Here is a 17,301-nt window from a genome sequence, read left to right as displayed (position 1 = left end):
CCAGCGAATATGACAGGGAGCAGCCATGCGGCAGAAGAAGTCCTGGAACGAACTGACCACCGTCCAGAAGGGGTCCGTCCTCCTCTCCATTGGCGTCCAGCTGAGCCTCCTGGCCGCCGCGCTGACCGACCTCAGGAAGCGGCCCGCCGCGGAAATCAACGGACCCAAGGCCGCCTGGGCCGTGGGTTCATTCGTGAGCTTCATCGGTCCCACCGCCTACTTCCTCTTCGGCCGGAAGAAGACCACGGTCGCCGCCTGGAAGAAGCTCTAGGTCAGCCCCGGTCCTTCGGGGCCGGCTGGTCCTTCGGCCAGTCGCGGTACGGAATCCGGTCGATCTTCACAAGTTCGCCCAGCCGGCTCCACTCATTCCGGCCAAGCCGGGCCAGCGGCTTCAGCCGGGTCGCATCGGGGTGGGTGCCGTCCATCATCTCCTCGTTGATGGCGGCGTGCAGGACCCGCCCCAGCACCAGCCACGAATTGCCGACCGGAATGATCTCGTGCACGCGGCACTCGAGGGCCACGGGGGACTCCGCCACCCGCGGCGGACGCACGGTGAGGCTCGGCTCCGTGCCCAGCCCCACGGCGTCGAACTCGCTGACCTCCGGCGGAAAGTTCGTGCCCGTGCCATTGATCTCAGCGAACAACGCCTCGGGCGCGAAGTTGACCACGAACTCGCCCGTCGCCTCCGCGTTGTTCAGGCTGTCCTTTCGGGCTGTCGGAGTGAACTGCACGATCGGCGGATCCGTCGACGCCACGGTGAAGAACGAATGCGGCGCCAGGTTCAGCACGCCGTCCGCGCTGACCGTCGAGACCCAGGCGATGGGCCGTGGGATGACGACCGATGTCAGGAACTTGTAGAAGTCCTTGGGGCCGAGTTCCTCCGGCGAAATGTCAACGCGCATGGTCTCATCTGACCACAGCCGAGTCCCCCGTGCTGCAGCCCGTGCGGATTCCCGCACAGCGCCCGCCCGGGCGGCCGGGCGCGAAATGGTGTTCCATTGACCACTCACTATGGCAATAGTTAGCATGTGGCGCACAGCACAACCCGTGCCATGGGGACTTTGAGGGGTAGGAAGATGAAGAAACTGGCTGCGGCCTTGGCAATGACGGCGGCCCTGGCATTGACGGCATGCGGCGGCGGGAGCCCCTCAGGCGGCGAGGAGACGGCTGCGTCCCCCGGGGCCAGTGGAAATCTCACCGCCGTCAATGTCGGGGTCATTCCCATCGTGGATGTCGCGCCGATCTACCTTGGCGTGCAGGAGGGCATCTTCGAAAAGCACGGGCTCGACGTCGAACTCACGCCGGCCCAGGGCGGGGCCGCCATCGTTCCGGCCATCACGAGCGGACAGATGGACTTCGGCTTCAGCAACGTCACCTCGCTGATCATCGCCCGGTCCAAGGGGCTGCCGCTGCAGATCCTCGCCAGCGGCTCCTCCTCCACAGGGGACCAGGATGCGGACTTCGCCGCCGTGATGGTCAAACCGGACAGTGGTATCAAGAAAATCGCGGACCTGGCCGGCAAGAGCATCGCCGTCAATACGCTGAACAACATCTCGGACTCCACCATCAGCGCCGCGGTTGAAGAGGCCGGGGGAGACGCCTCCAGCATCGACTACGTCGAAATGCCCTTCCCGGACATGCGCGCCGCGCTGGAGAAGGACAACGTCGACGCTATCGCCGCCGTCGAACCCTTTGTCACGATGGCCAAAGCCGACGGCGGCATCCCGGTCTTCTCCAACTACGCCCACCCCGTGGACGACCTCACCGTCGCCGTCTACTTCACTTCGGACCAGATCGCCGAACAGAAGCCGGAGGAGACCCAGGCCTTCATTGACGCCATGAAGGAATCGCAGGCCTTCGCGGATGCCAACCCGGACAAGGTCCGCGAGATCCTGCCCACCTACACCCAACTGGACCCCGCCGTCATCGAGCAGCTCACCCTGCCGAAGTTCGCGCAGGAGGTCAACGCGGACTCCCTCGGGACCATCGCCGATATCTCGTTGAAGGACAACCTGATTGAGGAGAAGCCGGACATGGAGGCCCTCCTGCCGCATCAGTAGAACAACGACGGCGGCAGGCATAACCTTGCGTGCCTGCGCGACAGGGCGCCGGATCCTTCGCGGTCCGGCGCTCCGTCTGTGCGCAGGTCAGGGGAGGGGACGCCGGCACGGATATGTCCTCTAATTGGTTTTCCAACTATTGACTTTCTCAATCAATTCCCCCTAGCCTGAGAGCAGCTCCCTGTGACAGGCCTCACCCGCGGGAGCGGGAGCGGAGACGTTGAACCAGGTCCGGCATGCGACGGACCTAGAGCGAAGGGTTTCGTGTAACGATGCACAACCAAGGGGTTGGAACGTGGATTCACCGCCGGCGGCGCAAGTTCGCCGATAAGGTGGCGCTCGTCAGCAGCGGGGCGGAGCTGAGCTATGCGGACTTCGCCAGCCGCGTGGACCGCCTGGCTAGTGCTTTCGCGGACCGCGGCGTGGCCAAGGGCGACCGGGTCGCCTACCTGGGCGAGAACCACGCAGCCTTCCTGGAGACCTTCTTTGCCTGCGGCACCCTGGGTGCCGTCTTCGTTCCGCTGAACACCCGGTTGGCGCCGCCCGAGATCCAGTTCGCGCTGGAGAATTCGGGCAGCCGGATCCTGGTCAACGCGCGCAGCCTTGACGGGCTGGCGGTCGGCGGGGTCCGGGATACCCGGGTCGAGCGCCGGTTGGTTGTGGACGACGCCGCGGCGCAAGGCGCCGGGGAGGAAGTGCCCGGGATCGCCGTCGAACTTTTTGAAGATGTCATCGCCTCCGGAGACGATGCGCACCTTGACCTTGAGGTGGCGCTCGATGATCCGGCCATGATCCTCTACACGTCCGGGACCACGGGCCGCCCCAAGGGCGCCCTGCTGACCCACGCGAACATGACCTGGAACAGCTTCAACGTGCTGGTGGACTTCGATCTGTCCAGCAAGGACGTGTCGCTGATGATCGCGCCGATGTTCCACGTGGCCTCGCTGGGCATGGGAGTCCTGCCGTCGCTGCTCAAGGGCGCTACGGTGATCCTGGAGCCGCGCTTCGATCCGGGGCGGACGCTGCACCTGGTGGAGCGGTACAAGGTGACCACCTTGAGCGGCGTGCCGACGACGTTCCAGCTGATCTGCGAGCATCCGGCGTGGAATGCCACGGACGTCAGCTCGCTCAACAAGCTGACCTGCGGCGGTTCCGCGGTTCCGATGCGCGTGCTGGAGGCCTACGAGGCGCGCGGTTTGTCCTTCACCAACGGGTACGGAATGACCGAGACCGCGCCCGGCGCCACCACGCTCGCGGCGGACAAGTCGCGGGAGAAGGCGGGCTCCGCCGGCCTGCCGCACTTCTTCACCGACGTCCGGATCATGGACCCGCTGGGCGGGCCTGCCGGTCCGGGCGAGGTGGGCGAAATCCAGATCCAGGGCCCCAACGTCATCAAGGAATACTGGCAGCGCCCGGATGCCACGGCGGACAGCTACGCCGACGGCGACTGGTTCCGGTCCGGGGACATGGGCTATGTCGACGACGAGGGGTACCTCTTCATCTCGGACCGGCTGAAGGACATGATCATCTCCGGCGGGGAGAATATCTATCCGGCCGAGGTCGAGCAGGTCATCGTGGAGCTCGAGGCGGTGAGCAGCGTCGCCGTGATCGGTGTTCCGGACGACAAATGGGGGGAGGTCCCGCGGGCCATCGTCACCGTCCGGGACGGCTTCCAGCTCACGGGCGACGACGTCGTCAACCACCTCTCCGGGCGGGTGGCGCGGTACAAGATTCCCAAGAGCGTGGTGATCGTCGATGACCTGCCGCGCACGGCGAGCGGCAAGATCCGCAAGGCGGACCTGCGGAAGCAGTACTCGGGCTAAGGGCGCCTACAGCGCGTCGGGGCGGCCCGATTCGAAGAGCTCGATCAGGTTCCCGGCGGGGTCCTCCAGCAGGATCTGCCGGCCGCCGATCCCGGAGACGATCTCGTTGCGGAAGCTGGCGCCCTGGCCGCGGAGCCGGTCCACCTCCGCGGACAGGTCCCCGACCTCGAACTGGATCCGGTTCCAGCCGCCGGGCTCCGGGCGGCGGCCATCGGGCATCGGCTGGGAAGCGCCTCCCGGGCCTGTCGGGGTGTTGAGCAGCAGGCGCAGGCTGCCGCGGGTGAGCATGGCGAACCCGCCTCCGGGCTGCATCCGCAGCTCGAAGCCGAGCAGTCCGGTGTAGAACCGGACGGCGGCGTCGATGTCGTCGACGATGTATCGGACGCTGACGGTATCCATGGCTTCCTCCGACTCGGCGGGATTGCCGGAAACACTAGCCGCTTTTCGCCGTGCGGAGAAGGGCGGCCGTCAGCCGCCGGGGTAGAGCTCGTCGATCAGGGCGAGGCCCTGCTGAGCCCAGGCGATTTCCTGCTCGGCCCGGGAAATCAGGCCCTGGTAGGTGAACTTCTTGAATGCAGTTGTCTTTTCCCGGTCCGACGTCGGCAGGCTGGCCAGCCTCCGGGCCAGCATCGGGCTGGTGCCCTCCTCGATTTCCCGGACCTTGTCCCGCCACTGCTCCAGCTGGGCCGCGTGGTGCCGGATGTGCGCCCGCATTTGCTCGCGCGCGGCCTCCGGCTTGGCCCACTCCAGATAGGCGGCCTTGAGGTGCGCCGGGTCGCGCTCCCGCGAGTACTCAAGGGTGCTGTTCATCCAGTCCCGGAAGGCCTCGGTTCCGGCGCGCGTGATGTGGTACTGCCGCTTCTTCCCCCGCTGCCCCCAAGCGACCTCTTCACCCTCGAGCAGTCCGTCCTTCTCCATTCGCCGCAGCTCGGGGTAGATCTGCGAGTCCGGCGCATGCCAGACGTGGCCGACGGACGATTCGAATTCCTTGTAGAGGTCGTAGCCGGTCATGGGCTCGACGCTGAGCAGCGCCAGCAGGGCGTATCGCAGGCTCACGGGCTCCAGCCTCCTTCTGTCGGGTGTTGCAAATCACTATATCGATAGTTATTCTGGTGACCCAGAACACTATCTATGGAGATAGATAGTTGAGCCAGCCGAAAGGATCTGCCGTGACCGCTGTCCAGTCCCAGAGCTCGACGACCAATAAGGTCCTCGGGCACCCACTGAATGCCTGGTACGTGGCGGCGTGGGACCACGAAGTCACGCGCGCTCCGATGTCCCGCCGGATTGCTAATCGTCCGGTGGCCCTCTACCGGACCGAGGACGGCAAGGCCGTGGCGCTCGCCGACGCGTGCTGGCATCGCCTGGCCCCGTTGTCGATGGGCAAGACCGTCGGCAAGGACGGGATCCAGTGTCCGTACCACGGCATCGTCTACAATTCCGCGGGCCGCTGCATGTCGATGCCGGCGCAGGAGACGATCAACCCGAGCGCGACCGTCCCGTCTTTTCCCGTCGTCGAGCGTTACCGCTACGTGTGGGTCTGGCTCGGTGACCCGACCAAGGCGGACCCCGAGCTGGTGCCGGACATGCACCAGATGTCCTCCGAGGAGTGGGCCGGGGACGGCGAGACCATCCACGCCCCGTGCAACTACCAGCTGGTGCTGGACAACCTGATGGACCTCACGCACGAGGAGTTCGTGCACTCGTCCTCGATCGGCCAGGAGGAGCTCAGCGAGTCCGACTTCGTCGTCTCGCACGACGGCAACACCGTCACGGTTTCGCGGTGGATGCTGGACATCGATGCGCCGCCGTTCTGGCTCAAGAACATGCGGGATAAGTTCCCCGGCTTCGAGGGCAAGGTGGACCGCTGGCAGATCATCACCTTCCAGGCGCCCTCCACCATCTGCATCGACGTCGGTGTGGCGGCCGCCGGGACGGGCGCGCCCGAGGGCGACCGCAGCCAGGGCGTGAACGGCTTCGTCATGAACACGATCACGCCGGAAACCGACCGGTCCTGCCACTACTTCTGGGCGTTCATGCGCAACTACCGGCTGGAGAGCCAGCTCATCACGACCCAGCTGCGCAACGGCGTGCACGGCGTGTTCGGCGAAGACGAGGAGATGCTCAAGGCGCAGCAGGAGGCCATCGACGCCAACCCGGACTACGAGTTCTACAACCTCAACATCGACGCCGGCGGCATGTGGGTGCGGCGGCTGATCGAGCGGATGCTCGACGCCGAGGGCCGCCTGGTCCCGACCGCCTGACCCGGCTGATCGAGAGACAGGCAGAAGAACAATGGCAGCAACGAATACCGAAGTCTGGCAGCGGGCCACCGTCGTCGAAATCCACACCGTCGCCACGGACATCCGGCGCATTGTGCTGGAACCCGCCCTGCCCAAGGCTGCGGAACCGGGGTCGCACATCGATGTGAAGGTCACCATCGGCGGAGAGGAGCAGAAGCGTTCCTATTCCGTGGTGGAGTCCGACGACGCCGGCCGCCTGGTGATCAGCGTGATGCGGGCTCCGCAGTCCCGCGGCGGCTCGGAATTCATGCACGGGCTGGAGACCGGGCAGCAGCTGGAGATCACGCAGCCGCTGCAGAACTTCCCGCTGCGGGTGGGCGCCGAGCGCTACATCCTGCTCGCCGGGGGCATCGGCATCACGGCCATCGCCAACATGGCGGCCGTCCTGCAGCGGCTCAAGGCCAGCTACACGCTGGTGTATGCCGGGCGCAGCCGCGCGGCGATGGCGTACCTGGCCGAGCTGCAGGAGCGGCACGGGGAGAACCTGGTGGTCCATGTCGACGACGAGGGCACCTCGCTGAAGGTGGACGAACTCGTTGCCGGGGCGGACCTGGACACGGAGCTCTACATGTGCGGGCCGATCCGGCTGATGGACGCCGTCCGCCGGGCCTGGTCCGAGCGCGAGCTCGACTCCCCGAACCTGCGCTACGAGACCTTCGGCAACAGCGGCTGGTTCGACCCGGAGGAGTTCATCGTCAAGGTACCCCGGCTTGGCATCGAGGCCACGGTCGGGCAGGGCCGTTCAATGCTGGAGGCCCTCGAAGACGCCGGCGCGGACATGATGTTCGACTGCCGCAAGGGCGAATGCGGCCTCTGCGAGGTGCGGGTCCTGGCACTCGACGGCTGCATCGACCATCGCGACGTGTTCTACAGCGAGCGCCAGCAGAAGGCGACGGAAAAGATGTGCTGCTGCGTTTCCCGCGGCGTCACCTCGAAAACCGGAGCCAAGGCGGATGCCTCGCCCGTCGGACCCGCCGTCATTACTATCGACGTATCCTGACGCCGGACTCCGGCTGCACAAGAAGGAAGAACGAATGGAACTGCGCGACCGGATCAACCAGTCGGCCATGTCGCCGTACCAGTGGCTCGTCATCGGACTCTGCGTCCTGCTGAACGCCTTGGACGGCTTCGACGTGATGGCCATGGCATTCACCGCCACCAGCGTGACCAACGATTTCGGCCTGAGCGGGACCGAACTGGGCCTGCTCCTCAGCGCGGGGCTGGTGGGCATGGCCATCGGCTCGCTGGGCCTGGCCCCCTTCGCCGACGCCTTCGGGCGCCGCCCGATGATCCTCGTGTCGCTGGCCCTGGCCGCGGGCGGCATGTTCCTGTCCGCCACGGCGCACTCCGCCGGTGAGCTGGGCTTGTGGCGCGCGGTCACCGGGCTCGGTGTCGGCGGCATCCTGGCCTGCACCAACGTCATCGCCAGTGAGTACTCCTCCGACCGGCGGCGCGGACTGTGCATCGGCATCTACACTGCCGGCTATGGCGTCGGCGCAACGTTGGGCGGCATGGCAGCAGTGGCCCTGCAGGGCAGCTACGGCTGGCGCTCGGTCTTTGTCTTCGGCGGCACGGCCACGGCCCTGGCGCTGGCGCTGCTCGCGGTGCTGCTGCCGGAATCGGTGGACTTCCTCCTGACGAAGCGGCCCCGCAACGTCGTCGAGCGCCTCAACAAGATCGCCCGGCGCCTGGGGCAGCCGGCGGTCGGCGAGCTGGCCGCGGCCCCCGTGGCCGGTGCCGGGGCCCGGGGCCGGAACCGGGTGGGTGAACTGCTGGCCCCCGAGCAGCGGCGGGCCACCCTGCTGATCTGGCTGGCCTTCTTCGCCACGATGTTCGGCTTCTACTTCGTCAACAGCTGGACGCCGCGGCTCCTGGTGGAGGCCGGCATGACCGAGCAGCAGGGCGTTGTCGGCGGCCTGATGCTCACCCTGGGCGGCACCTTCGGCTCCATACTGTACGGCGTGCTGGCGGGCAAATGGAGCAGCCGCGGAGTCTTCATCGTGTTCGCGGTGCTCTCGGCGGCCTCCATGGTCCTGTTCATCAGCACTGCAGCGGTGCTGGCGCTCGCCTTCATCACGGGCGTTGCGGTGGGCATGCTCATCAACGGCTGCATCGCCGGCCTCTACACCATCACGCCGGGGCTCTACGCCACCCGCACCCGCAGCACCGGGGTGGGGTGGGCCATCGGCATCGGCCGGGCCGGCGCCATTGTCGCGCCGATGATCACCGGCGCGCTGCTGGACGCGGCATGGAGCCCGGTCCAGCTGTACCTGGGCGTCGGCATGGTCGTGCTGGTGGCCGCGGTGGCCGTGCGGATGCTGGGCCCGGTGGCCCGGAACCGCGTCCGCCCCGGGCGGGAAACCGTCGCCGCCGGCTAGAGGTACTGCAACAACGACGGCGGTGCCCGCCGTCCGCGCGCGGGTCCCCGTCCCCCGAGGGGTCCATCCGCCGCGGCGCCATGCGGAACCGGCCGCGCGGGACTAAAAGAGCGGCGGTGCCGGTGGCCGAGGCCTCCGGCACCGCCGCCCGTTCCTGCGGTTCCGTGCGTGCTACACGTCCTGGCGGGTCTTCTCGGCCACGCGCTTCCACAAGGCATAGGCGAGGACGAGGGCCAGGACTCCATAGAGCACCCACGTCACCGGGCTGTGCACCAGCACGCTGAGTTCGCCGCCGCTGGACATCATGGCGTTGCGCAGGCTCGTCTCGGCCAGGGGGCCGAGGACGACGCCGATCATGATCGGGGCGAGCGGGAAGCCGTAGCGGCGCAGGACGAAGCCTAGCGTGCCGATGGCCAGGACGATGATCAGGTCCGAGACCGCCGCGCTGGTCGCGTACACGCCCAGTCCGCAGAACACGGTGATGCCGGCGTACAGGTAGGGCTTCGGGATCAGCAGCAGTTTCGCCCAGAGCGGTGCGAACGGCAGGTTGAGCACGAGCAGCATCACGAGGCCCACGAAGAGGCTCGCGAGCAGCGCCCAGACCAGGTCTGCATTGCGTTCGAAGAGCAGCGGACCGGGCTGGAGCCCGTACTGCTGGAATGCCGCGAGCATGATTGCCGCCGTCGCCGAGGTCGGCAGCCCGAGGGCGAGCAGCGCGCCCATGGCCGTGCCGGAGGTCGCGTTGCCGGCCGCCTCGGGCGCCGCGACGCCGCGGATGGCGCCCTTGCCGAACTGGGGGTCGCGCCGCCGGCGGTCCAGCCGCCGTTCGGTGCCGTAGGCCATGAAGGTGGGCACCTCGGCCCCGCCGGCGGGAATGACGCCGAAGGGCACGCCGAACGCGGTGCCGCGCAGCCAGGCCGGCAGCGCTTCGCGGAACTCCCGCTTCGACAGGTAGGGCCTGCCGGCGACGGGGATTGCCGAGAGCTTGGGGTCGCGGTGGATGCGGGAGGCCACGTGGAAGACTTCGCCCAGGGCGAGGATGCCGACGGTGATCACGATGATGCTGACGCCGTCGAAAAGCTGCGGCAGGTCCGCGGTGAACCGCGAGGCGCCGGAGATCCCGTCGATACCGACGACGGCGAGGGCCAGGCCGATCGCAAGGGCGGAGAGTCCCTTGATGGTGGAGTCCGAGACGACCGACGCCGTGGCGATGAACGCGAAGATCGCCAGCGCGAAGTATTCGGCCGGACCGAAGAGCACCGCGAATTCCGCCAGTTTCGGTGCGAAGAACACCACGAGCGTGGTGGCGATCAGGCCGCCGATGAACGCGCCGATCGCGGAGAGCGCCAGCGCCTGCGGAGCGCGTCCGTCCTTGGCCATCCGGTGACCCTCGAAGGTGGTGGCGATGGCCGTGGAGCCGCCGGGCGTGTTCATGAGGATGCCCATGGTGGAGTCGCCGAACAGGCCGCCGAAGTACACACCGGCGAACATGATGAAGGCGCCGACCGGGTCGAGGCTGAACGTGACGGGCAGCAGCAGCGCGACCGCCATCGACGAGCCGAGCCCGGGCAGCACGCCCACGGCCGTGCCGAGGAACGCGCCCACGAACACCCACAGCAGGTTGATCGGGGTCAGGGCCTGCGAAAAGCCCTCGAGGAGCAGGGACAATGATTCCATCAGCCGTAGATTCCTTCCAGGATTCCGCCGGGCAGGGCCAGCCCAAGTCCGGCGCCGAACGCCAGCTGGATGCAGGACGAGAAGACGAGGGACAGTCCGACGTCGAACAGGGGCCGCGGGCTGCCGAGCGCACGGGAGACGCACCAGAACAGCAAGGCGGCCGTGAGCATCCAGCCGACCGGAACCAGCAGCAGGGCGAACGCGAGGAACGCGCCGAAGACAAGTCCGAGCGACTTCCAGTCGGTATGGAACCGGTGCCGGGCGGCGGGCTCGGCGACGTGCTCGGGGTGCCGCAGCGTCTGGACGGCCAGCAGCAGGGCGAGGACGAAAATCGCGATGGTGATTAGCGTCGGGAAGAACTGCGGTCCGGGCACCTTAGCGCCCTCGGGCACGTCCATCGTCGCGATGCCGACGGCGAGGTAGCCGCCGATCGCCGCGAGGATTCCCGCGACAACCAGGCCGCTGCGTCCGGACCAGAACTTGGCCCCTTTGTCGTGGGGCCGCCCGGTCCCGCCGGTCGCGGCCTTGGTGCGGACGGCGCCGCCTGCCTCAACGCTCATCGGTGGCCGCCTTTACGGTCAGGACGGGAACGGGGGAGCCGAGGATGATGCTTTGGGCATCGGAGCCCAGCAGGATCTTGCTGACGCGGGAGCGATTGCGGACGCCGATGACGACAAGCTCCGCCCCGGCTTCCTGGGCCGTGTCGATCAGCTCCTCCGCGGGATGCCGCCCCTGGGGGTCGCGTTCCAGCAGCCGGGCGCCGGCGCCGAGGGCGGCCTCGAGCGAGGCGTCGCCGGCTGCACCCTCGGCCCGGTCCGAGAGCGGGAAGATTGCCAGGGGTTTGCCGGTGCTTCCGGCTGTCTCGACCCCGCGGCGGAGGGCTGCGTGGCCCTCGGGGGTACGGGTGTATCCGACCAGGATTGTCATGGTGTCTCCAGGGGTTTGGGGGAGCGGCCTAGTAGCCGAGTTCATTCCAGATCTTGTTGACCGACCGGGTCTCGTCGGCGATGAACGCCTCGAAGTCCTCGCCGGCCAGGAAGGTATCGGTCCATTGGTTGCGCTCGATCGCGTCCTGCCATTCGGGCGTCCCGACGACTTCCTCCACGATGGTTTGGAGCTCGCGCTTCTCCTCCGCGGTGATCCCGGGTGCGGCGACGATACCGCGCCAGTTGGTCAGCTCGATGTCGTAGCCGAGTTCCTTCAAGGTCGGCAGGTCGATCGATGCGACGGGTTCCGGGGCCGAAACCGCGAGGGCTTTCAGCTTGCCGGCCTCGATCTGGTCCGCGAAGTCCACGTAGCCGCTGACCGAGGCCTTGATGGTGCCGGACATCAGCGAGGTCGCCAGTTCGCCTCCGCCGGAGTAGGCAATGTAGTTGACGGCCGTCGGATCGATGCCGCCGGCCTGCGCCAGCTGGGTGATGATCATCTGGTCCACGCTGCCCAGCGAGCCGCCGCCGAAGGCGAAGGAGCCGGGCTTCTTCTTCCACTCGGCGAGCAGGTCTTCGACCGAGTCGTAGGGCGAATCGGCCGGCACGACCAGGACGTCGTAGTCCTCGGTGATCCGGGCGATCGGCGTGACGTCGTCCAGGGTGGCCTCGGAACCGTTGAGGTTGATGGCGCCGAGCATCGTGATGCCCGTGACCATCATCGTGGTGCTCTCGCCCTGCATGCCGGCGAACTTGGTCAGTCCAATGGTTCCGCCGGCGCCGGGGATGTTCACCACCTGTGCGTTGTTGACGATGCCCTGCGCCCGTATGGCCTGCTGGGCCTCGCGGGCCGCGCCGTCCCATCCGCCTCCCGCCCCGGCCGGCGCGATCAGGGTGAGCCGGCTGCGCGCGTCGTCGCCGGCGCCGCTGGCTGAGGCGTTGACGGAAGCGAGGGCAACCGCCGCCGCCCCGAAGACCGCGAAGACGGTCAGCCACAGCCGGCGGTGGGAGGCGGAACGGGCCGGGGGCTTCTGGCTAGGTGTCGGTGCCATGGGTCCTTCCAACATAGGTACGGAGGCGGCGGCCGCGGCTCTGGGCCTGTGACGGCCGCCACGGTTAGAGACTATAGATTACGTTTTATAATCTGTACAAGCGTCAAAAAGGATTGCGACGGCGCCTGGCCCGGGCGGTGGGAGCCGTGTCGGAGCGGCGGACCGGGCATGGGACGGCGGCTGGAGCGCCTGGATGTTTGACGGCGGCTGGGCCCGGCGGCGGAAGCGCTATGGGCCGGCCCGGGTGGCTGCTGAGCGGCTACTGCTTCTTGGCGAGCTCGTCGATGGCCCGCCGGCCCAGGCTTCCCTGGACGTGCGCGAGCATGTGCTTTTCCGCGGCGGCCGCGTCGCCGTTGATGACCGCGCGCATGATGCTTTCGTGTTCGCGGTTGACCCGCTTGCGATCGGCGGCGCTGTCCTTGCGTGCATTGAGGCCGACCTGGCGGTACCGGTCCGCCTTGTCCCAGAGGCCCTCGAGCAGGTTGATCAGGAGGTCGTTGTGCGAGGCGGTATAGACGGCGCGGTGGAACTGGCGGTGGGCGGTCAGCGCGTCCAAGCTGGCCTTGTCCTCCAGGGGCTTGAGGTCGGCGGCCGCCGCCTTGATGTTCGCGATGTCGGCGTCGGTGCGCCGTTCGGCGGCCAATGCCGCCGCCATGGGGTCCATGCGCTCGCGCACTTCGAAAAGGTGGGTGGCCTCGACGGCGGACAGCGTTGCCACGCGGGCATTCTTGTGGGCATCGATGAAGACCAGGCCTTCGGCGTCGAGGCGCCGGAGGGCTTCGCGCATCGGGGTCAGGCTGACGCCGAGCTCGGCGGCGAGCTGGGACTGCGCGAGGGCCTGCCCGGGCTCCAGCGATCCTACGAGGATCCGCTGGCGCACCTCCTCGTAGGCGTAGGCGTTTTTGGTCAGTGCCCGCCCCATGGCCATGCCGGCGTCCTTCCTTCGAATGTATGGATTACAGAATATAGCTTTGACTCCTTCGGGCTCGTCCTGTTTTATGGATTATAAAATTGGCGTAATGGAGGCAGGGACCATGGCAGCAGCTATCGGCGCGCGGAATGCGGCGTTCGACGTGCGGACGGCGGGGGCTAGCTCGGAGAGCGCGACCGTTGGTGCGCGGGCGGCAGCGGTTGGCGCGCGGAGTGCCGGGGCTGGCGGCGTGCGGACAGCGGAGGCCGGGACGCCGGGCGGCAGCTTGCTCTTCGAGGCGGGCGGCCGCACCTATCGGGCGATGGATGTGCGCTCAGCCCTGGGCGCGGACTTCGGCCCGCTGCCGGTGGTGCTTCGTCTGCTGGCCGAGAACACGCTGCGCAACTCGGCGCCGGAGGAAAGCGCCCGAACCGTGGGCAACCTGGCGGCCTGGCTGGAGCGGCGGACTTCCGAGGAGGAGCTGGAGTTCCGGCCGCAGCGCGTGCTCATGCATGACACCACGAGCACGCCGGCCCTGGTCGACATTGCCGGCATGCGGGACTCGCTGGCCGAGGCCGGAGCGGACCCGGCCGTCCTGAACCCGATGCTGCGGGTGGACGTGTCCATCGACCATTCGCTGGCGGTGGAAGAATATGGCCGGGCCGACGCTGCGCCGCGCAACCTGGCCGTCGAGTACCGGCGCAACCAGGAGCGCTACCGGTTCCTGAAGTGGGCGGCGCAGTCGATGGAGACCGTGCACATCAACCCGCCCGGCACCGGCATCATGCACACCATCAACCTGGAGCAGCTGGCCACGGTGGTCTCCGTGGCGGACGACGGCGAGGGGCCGGCCTCATGGGCCACGGCGGCGCCGGACATGATGATCGGCACCGACAGCCACACGCCCATGGTCAACGGGCTCGGCGTCCTGGGCTGGGGCGTCGGCGGACTCGAGGCGCAGACCGTCATGTTCGGCATGCCGATCACGCTGCGCATCCCCGACGTCGTCGGCGTGAAGCTGACCGGGGCGCTGCCGCCGGGGGCGACGGCGTCGGACCTGGCGCTGACCGTGACCCAGCAGCTGCGCCGGCTCGGTGTCTCCGGGGAATTCGTGGAGTTTTTCGGCCCGGGGGTATCCACCCTGACGGTCGGCCAGCGGGCGGTCGTCGCAAACATGGCGCCGGAATACGGGGCGACCACCGGCTACTTCCCGATCGACGAGCGGGTGCTGGACTACCTGCGGGAGACCGGCCGCGACGAGGCCCGATGCGGATTGGTGGAGGCGTACGCGAAGGCCGCCGGCTTCTGGTTCGACCCGGCGTCGGAGCCGCACTACACGCAGGTGCTGCGGATCGACCTCGCGTCCGTCGAGCTGCGGGCCGCAGGTCCGCGCCGACCCCAGGACCTGCGTTCCCTGGCCGGCATTCCGGCCGCGCTCGCGGGCGAGGGCCGGCAGCTCACCGCAGCCAGCCGGGACCTGCCCGCCTTCCCCGTCGCGCTGGCCGCGATCACCAGCTGCACCAACACGACCGATCCGCGGCTGCTCGTCGCCGCCGGCCTGGTGGCACGCAAGGCGCGGGCCCTCGGGCTGCAGGTGCCGCCGTGGGTCAAGACGTCGCTGGCTCCCGGATCGCCCGCGGCGGCCAGCTACCTGCGGCGCTCCGGCCTGCTCGAGGACCTCGGGTCGCTCGGCTTCGACATTGTCGGCTTTGGCTGCACCACGTGCATTGGAAACTCCGGGCCCCTGAGCGCGCCGATCAGGGCCGATCTGGAGGCCGGCAGCGTCCGCCCGGTCGCCGTCCTGTCGGGCAACCGCAATTTCCCCGGCCGGGTCCATCCCGACCTGGACCTTGGCTTCATCATGTCCCCGCCGCTGGTGGTCGCCTTCGCCCTGGCCGGGCGCGCCGATGTCGACCTCACCACCCACAAGTTCGCTGCCGCCAGTGGCAGCAGGTCCGCCAGCCGGCCCGTCACGCTGGCGGACCTGCTGCCGTCGGAACAGGAAATCGATGCGGCGTGGGCGGCGGGGCACGACGCGCAGGACTTCTCGCGGGACTTCGAGCTCGCCGTGCGCAACCCGCTCTGGTCGCGCCTCCAAGCCCCGGAAGGCACGCGTTTCCCCTGGGATGAGGCGTCGACCATCCTCCGCCGGCCGCCCTTCGCGTCGGCGGATCAGGGCAGCCAGCTGGGCCGCTACGTGGCGCATCCGCTGCTCGTGCTCGGCGACGACATCACCACCGACCACATTTCGCCCGCGAGCGGCATCCCGGCCGACAGCCTGGTGGCGGACTTCCTGGTGGAGCGCGGCGAGGACCGCGGCGACCTGAACGTCTTCGCCTCCCGGCGCGGCAACTGGGAGGTGATGCTGCGCGGCGCCTTCCACAGCAAAACCGTGGACAACCGGCTGGGCGCGGACCTCGAGGTTCGCCTGCCCGTCGCCCACACTGTGCACGCGCCCAGCGGGGACGTCATGCCGCTGTGGGAGGCCGCCGCGCGGTACCGCGGCGAGGGCGAGTCCGTGGTGATCGTCGCCGGCGAACGGTACGGCACCGGGTCCTCCCGCGACTGGGCCGCCAAGGTCCAGCGGTTGCTCGGCGTGCGCGCCGTCCTCGCCGGAAGCTTTGAACGCATCCACCGCTCCAACCTGGTCGGCATGGGCATCCTGCCGCTGGTCGCGCCGGCCGCGGTCCTGTCCCGGCTGCAGGGGCTGCGGCCCGGCGACCGGCTGGAAGTGGACGCGGCGGAAGGCGCCCTGCGCCCCCGCGCGGACATCGCCGTCGTACTCCACACGGCGGACGGCGGGCGGGAAGCCTTCACGGCGCGTGCCGCCGTCGAAACCGAACTGGACGTCAAGCTGCTGCAGGCCGGGGGCGTCATCCCGTCGCTGCTGCGCAGCACCATCGAGGCCGCCCGCTAAGGGCCGCGGAAAACGGAGCAGGGCATGGACAAGGTCAAAGTGGACGGCGCGCTCGTCGAGCTCGACGGCGACGAGATGGCGCACACAATGTGGACCATGGTGAAGGAGAAGCTGATCCTGCCGCATGTGGACGCGCCGATCCTGCGGTTCGACCTCTCGCTGCCCAACCGCGAGCGGACGGGGGACGCCGTGACTCGGGAGGCGGCCGCGGCCGTGGCGGAGCACCGGGTCGGCGCCAAGTGCTCAACCATCACCCCGGACGCCGGGCGGGTCGCCGAGTACGGGCTCTCCCGGCGCTGGCCCTCGCCCAACGGGACGGTGCGGGGCGTCCTCAACGGCGTGATCTTCCGCGAACCGGTCATCATCGACTCCGTGCCGCGCCTGGTGCCGGGCTGGCGGAAGCCGATCGTGGTGGCCCGCCACGCCCATGCGGACCAGTACTCCGCGGTCAATTTCGCCGTGTCCGGTCCCGGCCGGCTGACGCTGACGTACACGCCCGACGACGGCTCGCCCGCGGTCAGCCGCGAGGTCACCTCGTTCCCGGCGGGCGGGGGAGTGGCCATGGGCATGTACAACTACAGCGACTCGATCCGGGACTTCGCCCGCGCCTGCTTCTCCTACGGCATCAAGCGCGGGTACCCGGTCTACCTGTCCACGAAGAACACCGTCCTGAAGGCCTACGACGGGCAGTTCAAGGACATCTTCGACGAGGTCTACGCCGCGGAATTCCGGCCGAGGTTCGAGGCGGCCGGCCTCGGCTACGAGCACCGGCTCATCGACGACATGGTGGCGTCCGCCCTGAAGTGGGAGGGCGGCTATGTCTGGGCGTGCAAGAACTACGACGGCGACGTCCAGTCGGACATCGTGGCGCAGGGTTTCGGTTCCCCCGGGTTGATGACGTCCGTGCTCGCCACGCCGGACGGCCGGATCCAGCTGACCGAGGCCGCCCACGGCACCGTCCGCCGGCACCACGAGCGGCGGCTGGCCGGGGAAACCACCTCGACCAACCCGATCGCTACCGTGTTCGCCTGGACCCGGGCGCTGGCCTTCCGGGCCGGGATCGACGGGAACCAGGCGCTGGCGCAGTTCGCCGCTTCGGTGGAGGACGCCGTGGCCGGGACCGTCCGCCGCGGCATCATGACGGACGATCTCGCGGCCCTGTCCGGGCCGGGGGTGCGGGGCGTCTCCACCGAAGCCTTCCTGGATTCCGTCGCGGCCGAGTGCGCCGCGCTCCCCGCCCCGGCGGCGTCCTGAC

General features: G+C 68.6%; 16 protein-coding genes. 8 read left to right on the top strand and 8 right to left on the bottom strand.

Annotated elements, in window-relative coordinates:
- The first annotated feature begins 25 nt into the window (after window positions 1-25).
- Window positions 26-271, top strand: a complete 246-nt coding sequence (locus WFH44_RS11335; RefSeq protein WP_264796962.1) for a PLDc N-terminal domain-containing protein — start codon at window positions 26-28, stop codon at window positions 269-271.
- Window position 272: 1 nt separating this feature from the next.
- Here WFH44_RS11335 and WFH44_RS11330 read toward each other — a convergent pair whose 3' ends face one another.
- Window positions 273-902, bottom strand: a complete 630-nt coding sequence (locus tag WFH44_RS11330; RefSeq protein ID WP_336713976.1) for a flavin reductase family protein — start codon at window positions 900-902, stop codon at window positions 273-275.
- Window positions 903-1,076: 174 nt separating this feature from the next.
- Between WFH44_RS11330 and WFH44_RS11325 the strand changes: the two genes are divergently transcribed.
- Both WFH44_RS11325 and WFH44_RS11320 read left to right on the top strand, forming a co-directional pair.
- A complete protein-coding gene (locus tag WFH44_RS11325; RefSeq protein WP_336713975.1) occupies window positions 1,077-2,060 on the top strand; it encodes an ABC transporter substrate-binding protein in 984 nt (327 codons plus the stop codon).
- A gap of 272 nt (window positions 2,061-2,332) precedes the next feature.
- Complete coding sequence (locus WFH44_RS11320) at window positions 2,333-3,883, top strand: acyl-CoA synthetase (protein ID WP_336713974.1); 1,551 nt, start codon at window positions 2,333-2,335, stop codon at window positions 3,881-3,883.
- 6 nt (window positions 3,884-3,889) lie between these two features.
- Here WFH44_RS11320 and WFH44_RS11315 read toward each other — a convergent pair whose 3' ends face one another.
- The gene (locus WFH44_RS11315) at window positions 3,890-4,282 is read right to left on the bottom strand and encodes a VOC family protein (protein ID WP_336713973.1); all 393 of its coding nucleotides are present in this window, start codon (window positions 4,280-4,282) and stop codon (window positions 3,890-3,892) included.
- Window positions 4,283-4,351: 69 nt separating this feature from the next.
- Window positions 4,352-4,939, bottom strand: coding sequence for a PadR family transcriptional regulator (locus tag WFH44_RS11310; RefSeq protein WP_336713972.1), 588 nt, complete (start codon window positions 4,937-4,939; stop codon window positions 4,352-4,354).
- 113 nt (window positions 4,940-5,052) lie between these two features.
- Between WFH44_RS11310 and WFH44_RS11305 the strand changes: the two genes are divergently transcribed.
- Genes WFH44_RS11305 through WFH44_RS11295 form a run of 3 tightly spaced genes read left to right on the top strand, consistent with a single transcriptional unit; the run spans window position 5,053 to window position 8,564 of the window.
- On the top strand, window positions 5,053-6,147 hold the full coding sequence (locus WFH44_RS11305; protein ID WP_264796975.1) for an aromatic ring-hydroxylating dioxygenase subunit alpha: 1,095 nt from the start codon (window positions 5,053-5,055) through the stop codon (window positions 6,145-6,147).
- Window positions 6,148-6,178: 31 nt separating this feature from the next.
- Window positions 6,179-7,186 (top strand): PDR/VanB family oxidoreductase, encoded by a 1,008-nt coding sequence (locus WFH44_RS11300; protein ID WP_336713971.1) that lies wholly within the window; start codon window positions 6,179-6,181, stop codon window positions 7,184-7,186.
- Window positions 7,187-7,220: 34 nt separating this feature from the next.
- Entirely contained in the window at window positions 7,221-8,564 is a 1,344-nt protein-coding gene (locus WFH44_RS11295; RefSeq protein WP_336713970.1) for an MFS transporter, read from the top strand.
- A 171-nt stretch (window positions 8,565-8,735) separates the two neighbouring features.
- On the opposite strand, the gene WFH44_RS11290 is transcribed toward WFH44_RS11295, so the two are convergent.
- The 5 genes from WFH44_RS11290 to WFH44_RS11270 all read right to left on the bottom strand — a co-directional run bounded on the left by WFH44_RS11290 (window position 8,736) and on the right by WFH44_RS11270 (window position 13,147).
- Window positions 8,736-10,241, bottom strand: coding sequence for a tripartite tricarboxylate transporter permease (locus tag WFH44_RS11290; protein WP_264796978.1), 1,506 nt, complete (start codon window positions 10,239-10,241; stop codon window positions 8,736-8,738).
- Window positions 10,241-10,801, bottom strand: coding sequence for a tripartite tricarboxylate transporter TctB family protein (locus WFH44_RS11285; RefSeq protein WP_336713969.1), 561 nt, complete (start codon window positions 10,799-10,801; stop codon window positions 10,241-10,243). Before WFH44_RS11285 ends, WFH44_RS11290 begins: the two co-directional genes overlap by 1 nt.
- Entirely contained in the window at window positions 10,791-11,168 is a 378-nt protein-coding gene (locus WFH44_RS11280) for a universal stress protein (RefSeq protein WP_336713968.1), read from the bottom strand. The genes WFH44_RS11285 and WFH44_RS11280 overlap by 11 nt, the downstream gene beginning before the upstream one ends.
- Before the next feature lie 28 nt (window positions 11,169-11,196).
- Window positions 11,197-12,219: a tripartite tricarboxylate transporter substrate binding protein gene (locus WFH44_RS11275; RefSeq protein WP_336713967.1), complete on the bottom strand. Its 1,023-nt coding sequence runs from the start codon at window positions 12,217-12,219 to the stop codon at window positions 11,197-11,199.
- A 259-nt stretch (window positions 12,220-12,478) separates the two neighbouring features.
- The gene (locus WFH44_RS11270) at window positions 12,479-13,147 is read right to left on the bottom strand and encodes a GntR family transcriptional regulator (RefSeq protein ID WP_336713966.1); all 669 of its coding nucleotides are present in this window, start codon (window positions 13,145-13,147) and stop codon (window positions 12,479-12,481) included.
- Window positions 13,148-13,238: 91 nt separating this feature from the next.
- On the opposite strand from WFH44_RS11270, the gene acnA reads away from it, so the two are divergent.
- Window positions 13,239-16,046: an aconitate hydratase AcnA gene (gene acnA / locus WFH44_RS11265; protein WP_336713965.1), complete on the top strand. Its 2,808-nt coding sequence runs from the start codon at window positions 13,239-13,241 to the stop codon at window positions 16,044-16,046.
- Window positions 16,047-16,070: 24 nt separating this feature from the next.
- The gene (locus tag WFH44_RS11260) at window positions 16,071-17,300 is read left to right on the top strand and encodes an NADP-dependent isocitrate dehydrogenase (protein ID WP_336713964.1); all 1,230 of its coding nucleotides are present in this window, start codon (window positions 16,071-16,073) and stop codon (window positions 17,298-17,300) included.
- The last annotated feature ends 1 nt before the right edge of the window (window position 17,301 follow it).

The organism is Arthrobacter sp. USHLN218 (genome assembly GCF_037144715.1).
GTDB lineage: Bacteria > Actinomycetota > Actinomycetes > Actinomycetales > Micrococcaceae > Crystallibacter.
Note: the sequence above shows the minus strand (reverse complement) of the source record. Positions and strands in the feature narration are given on the sequence as shown.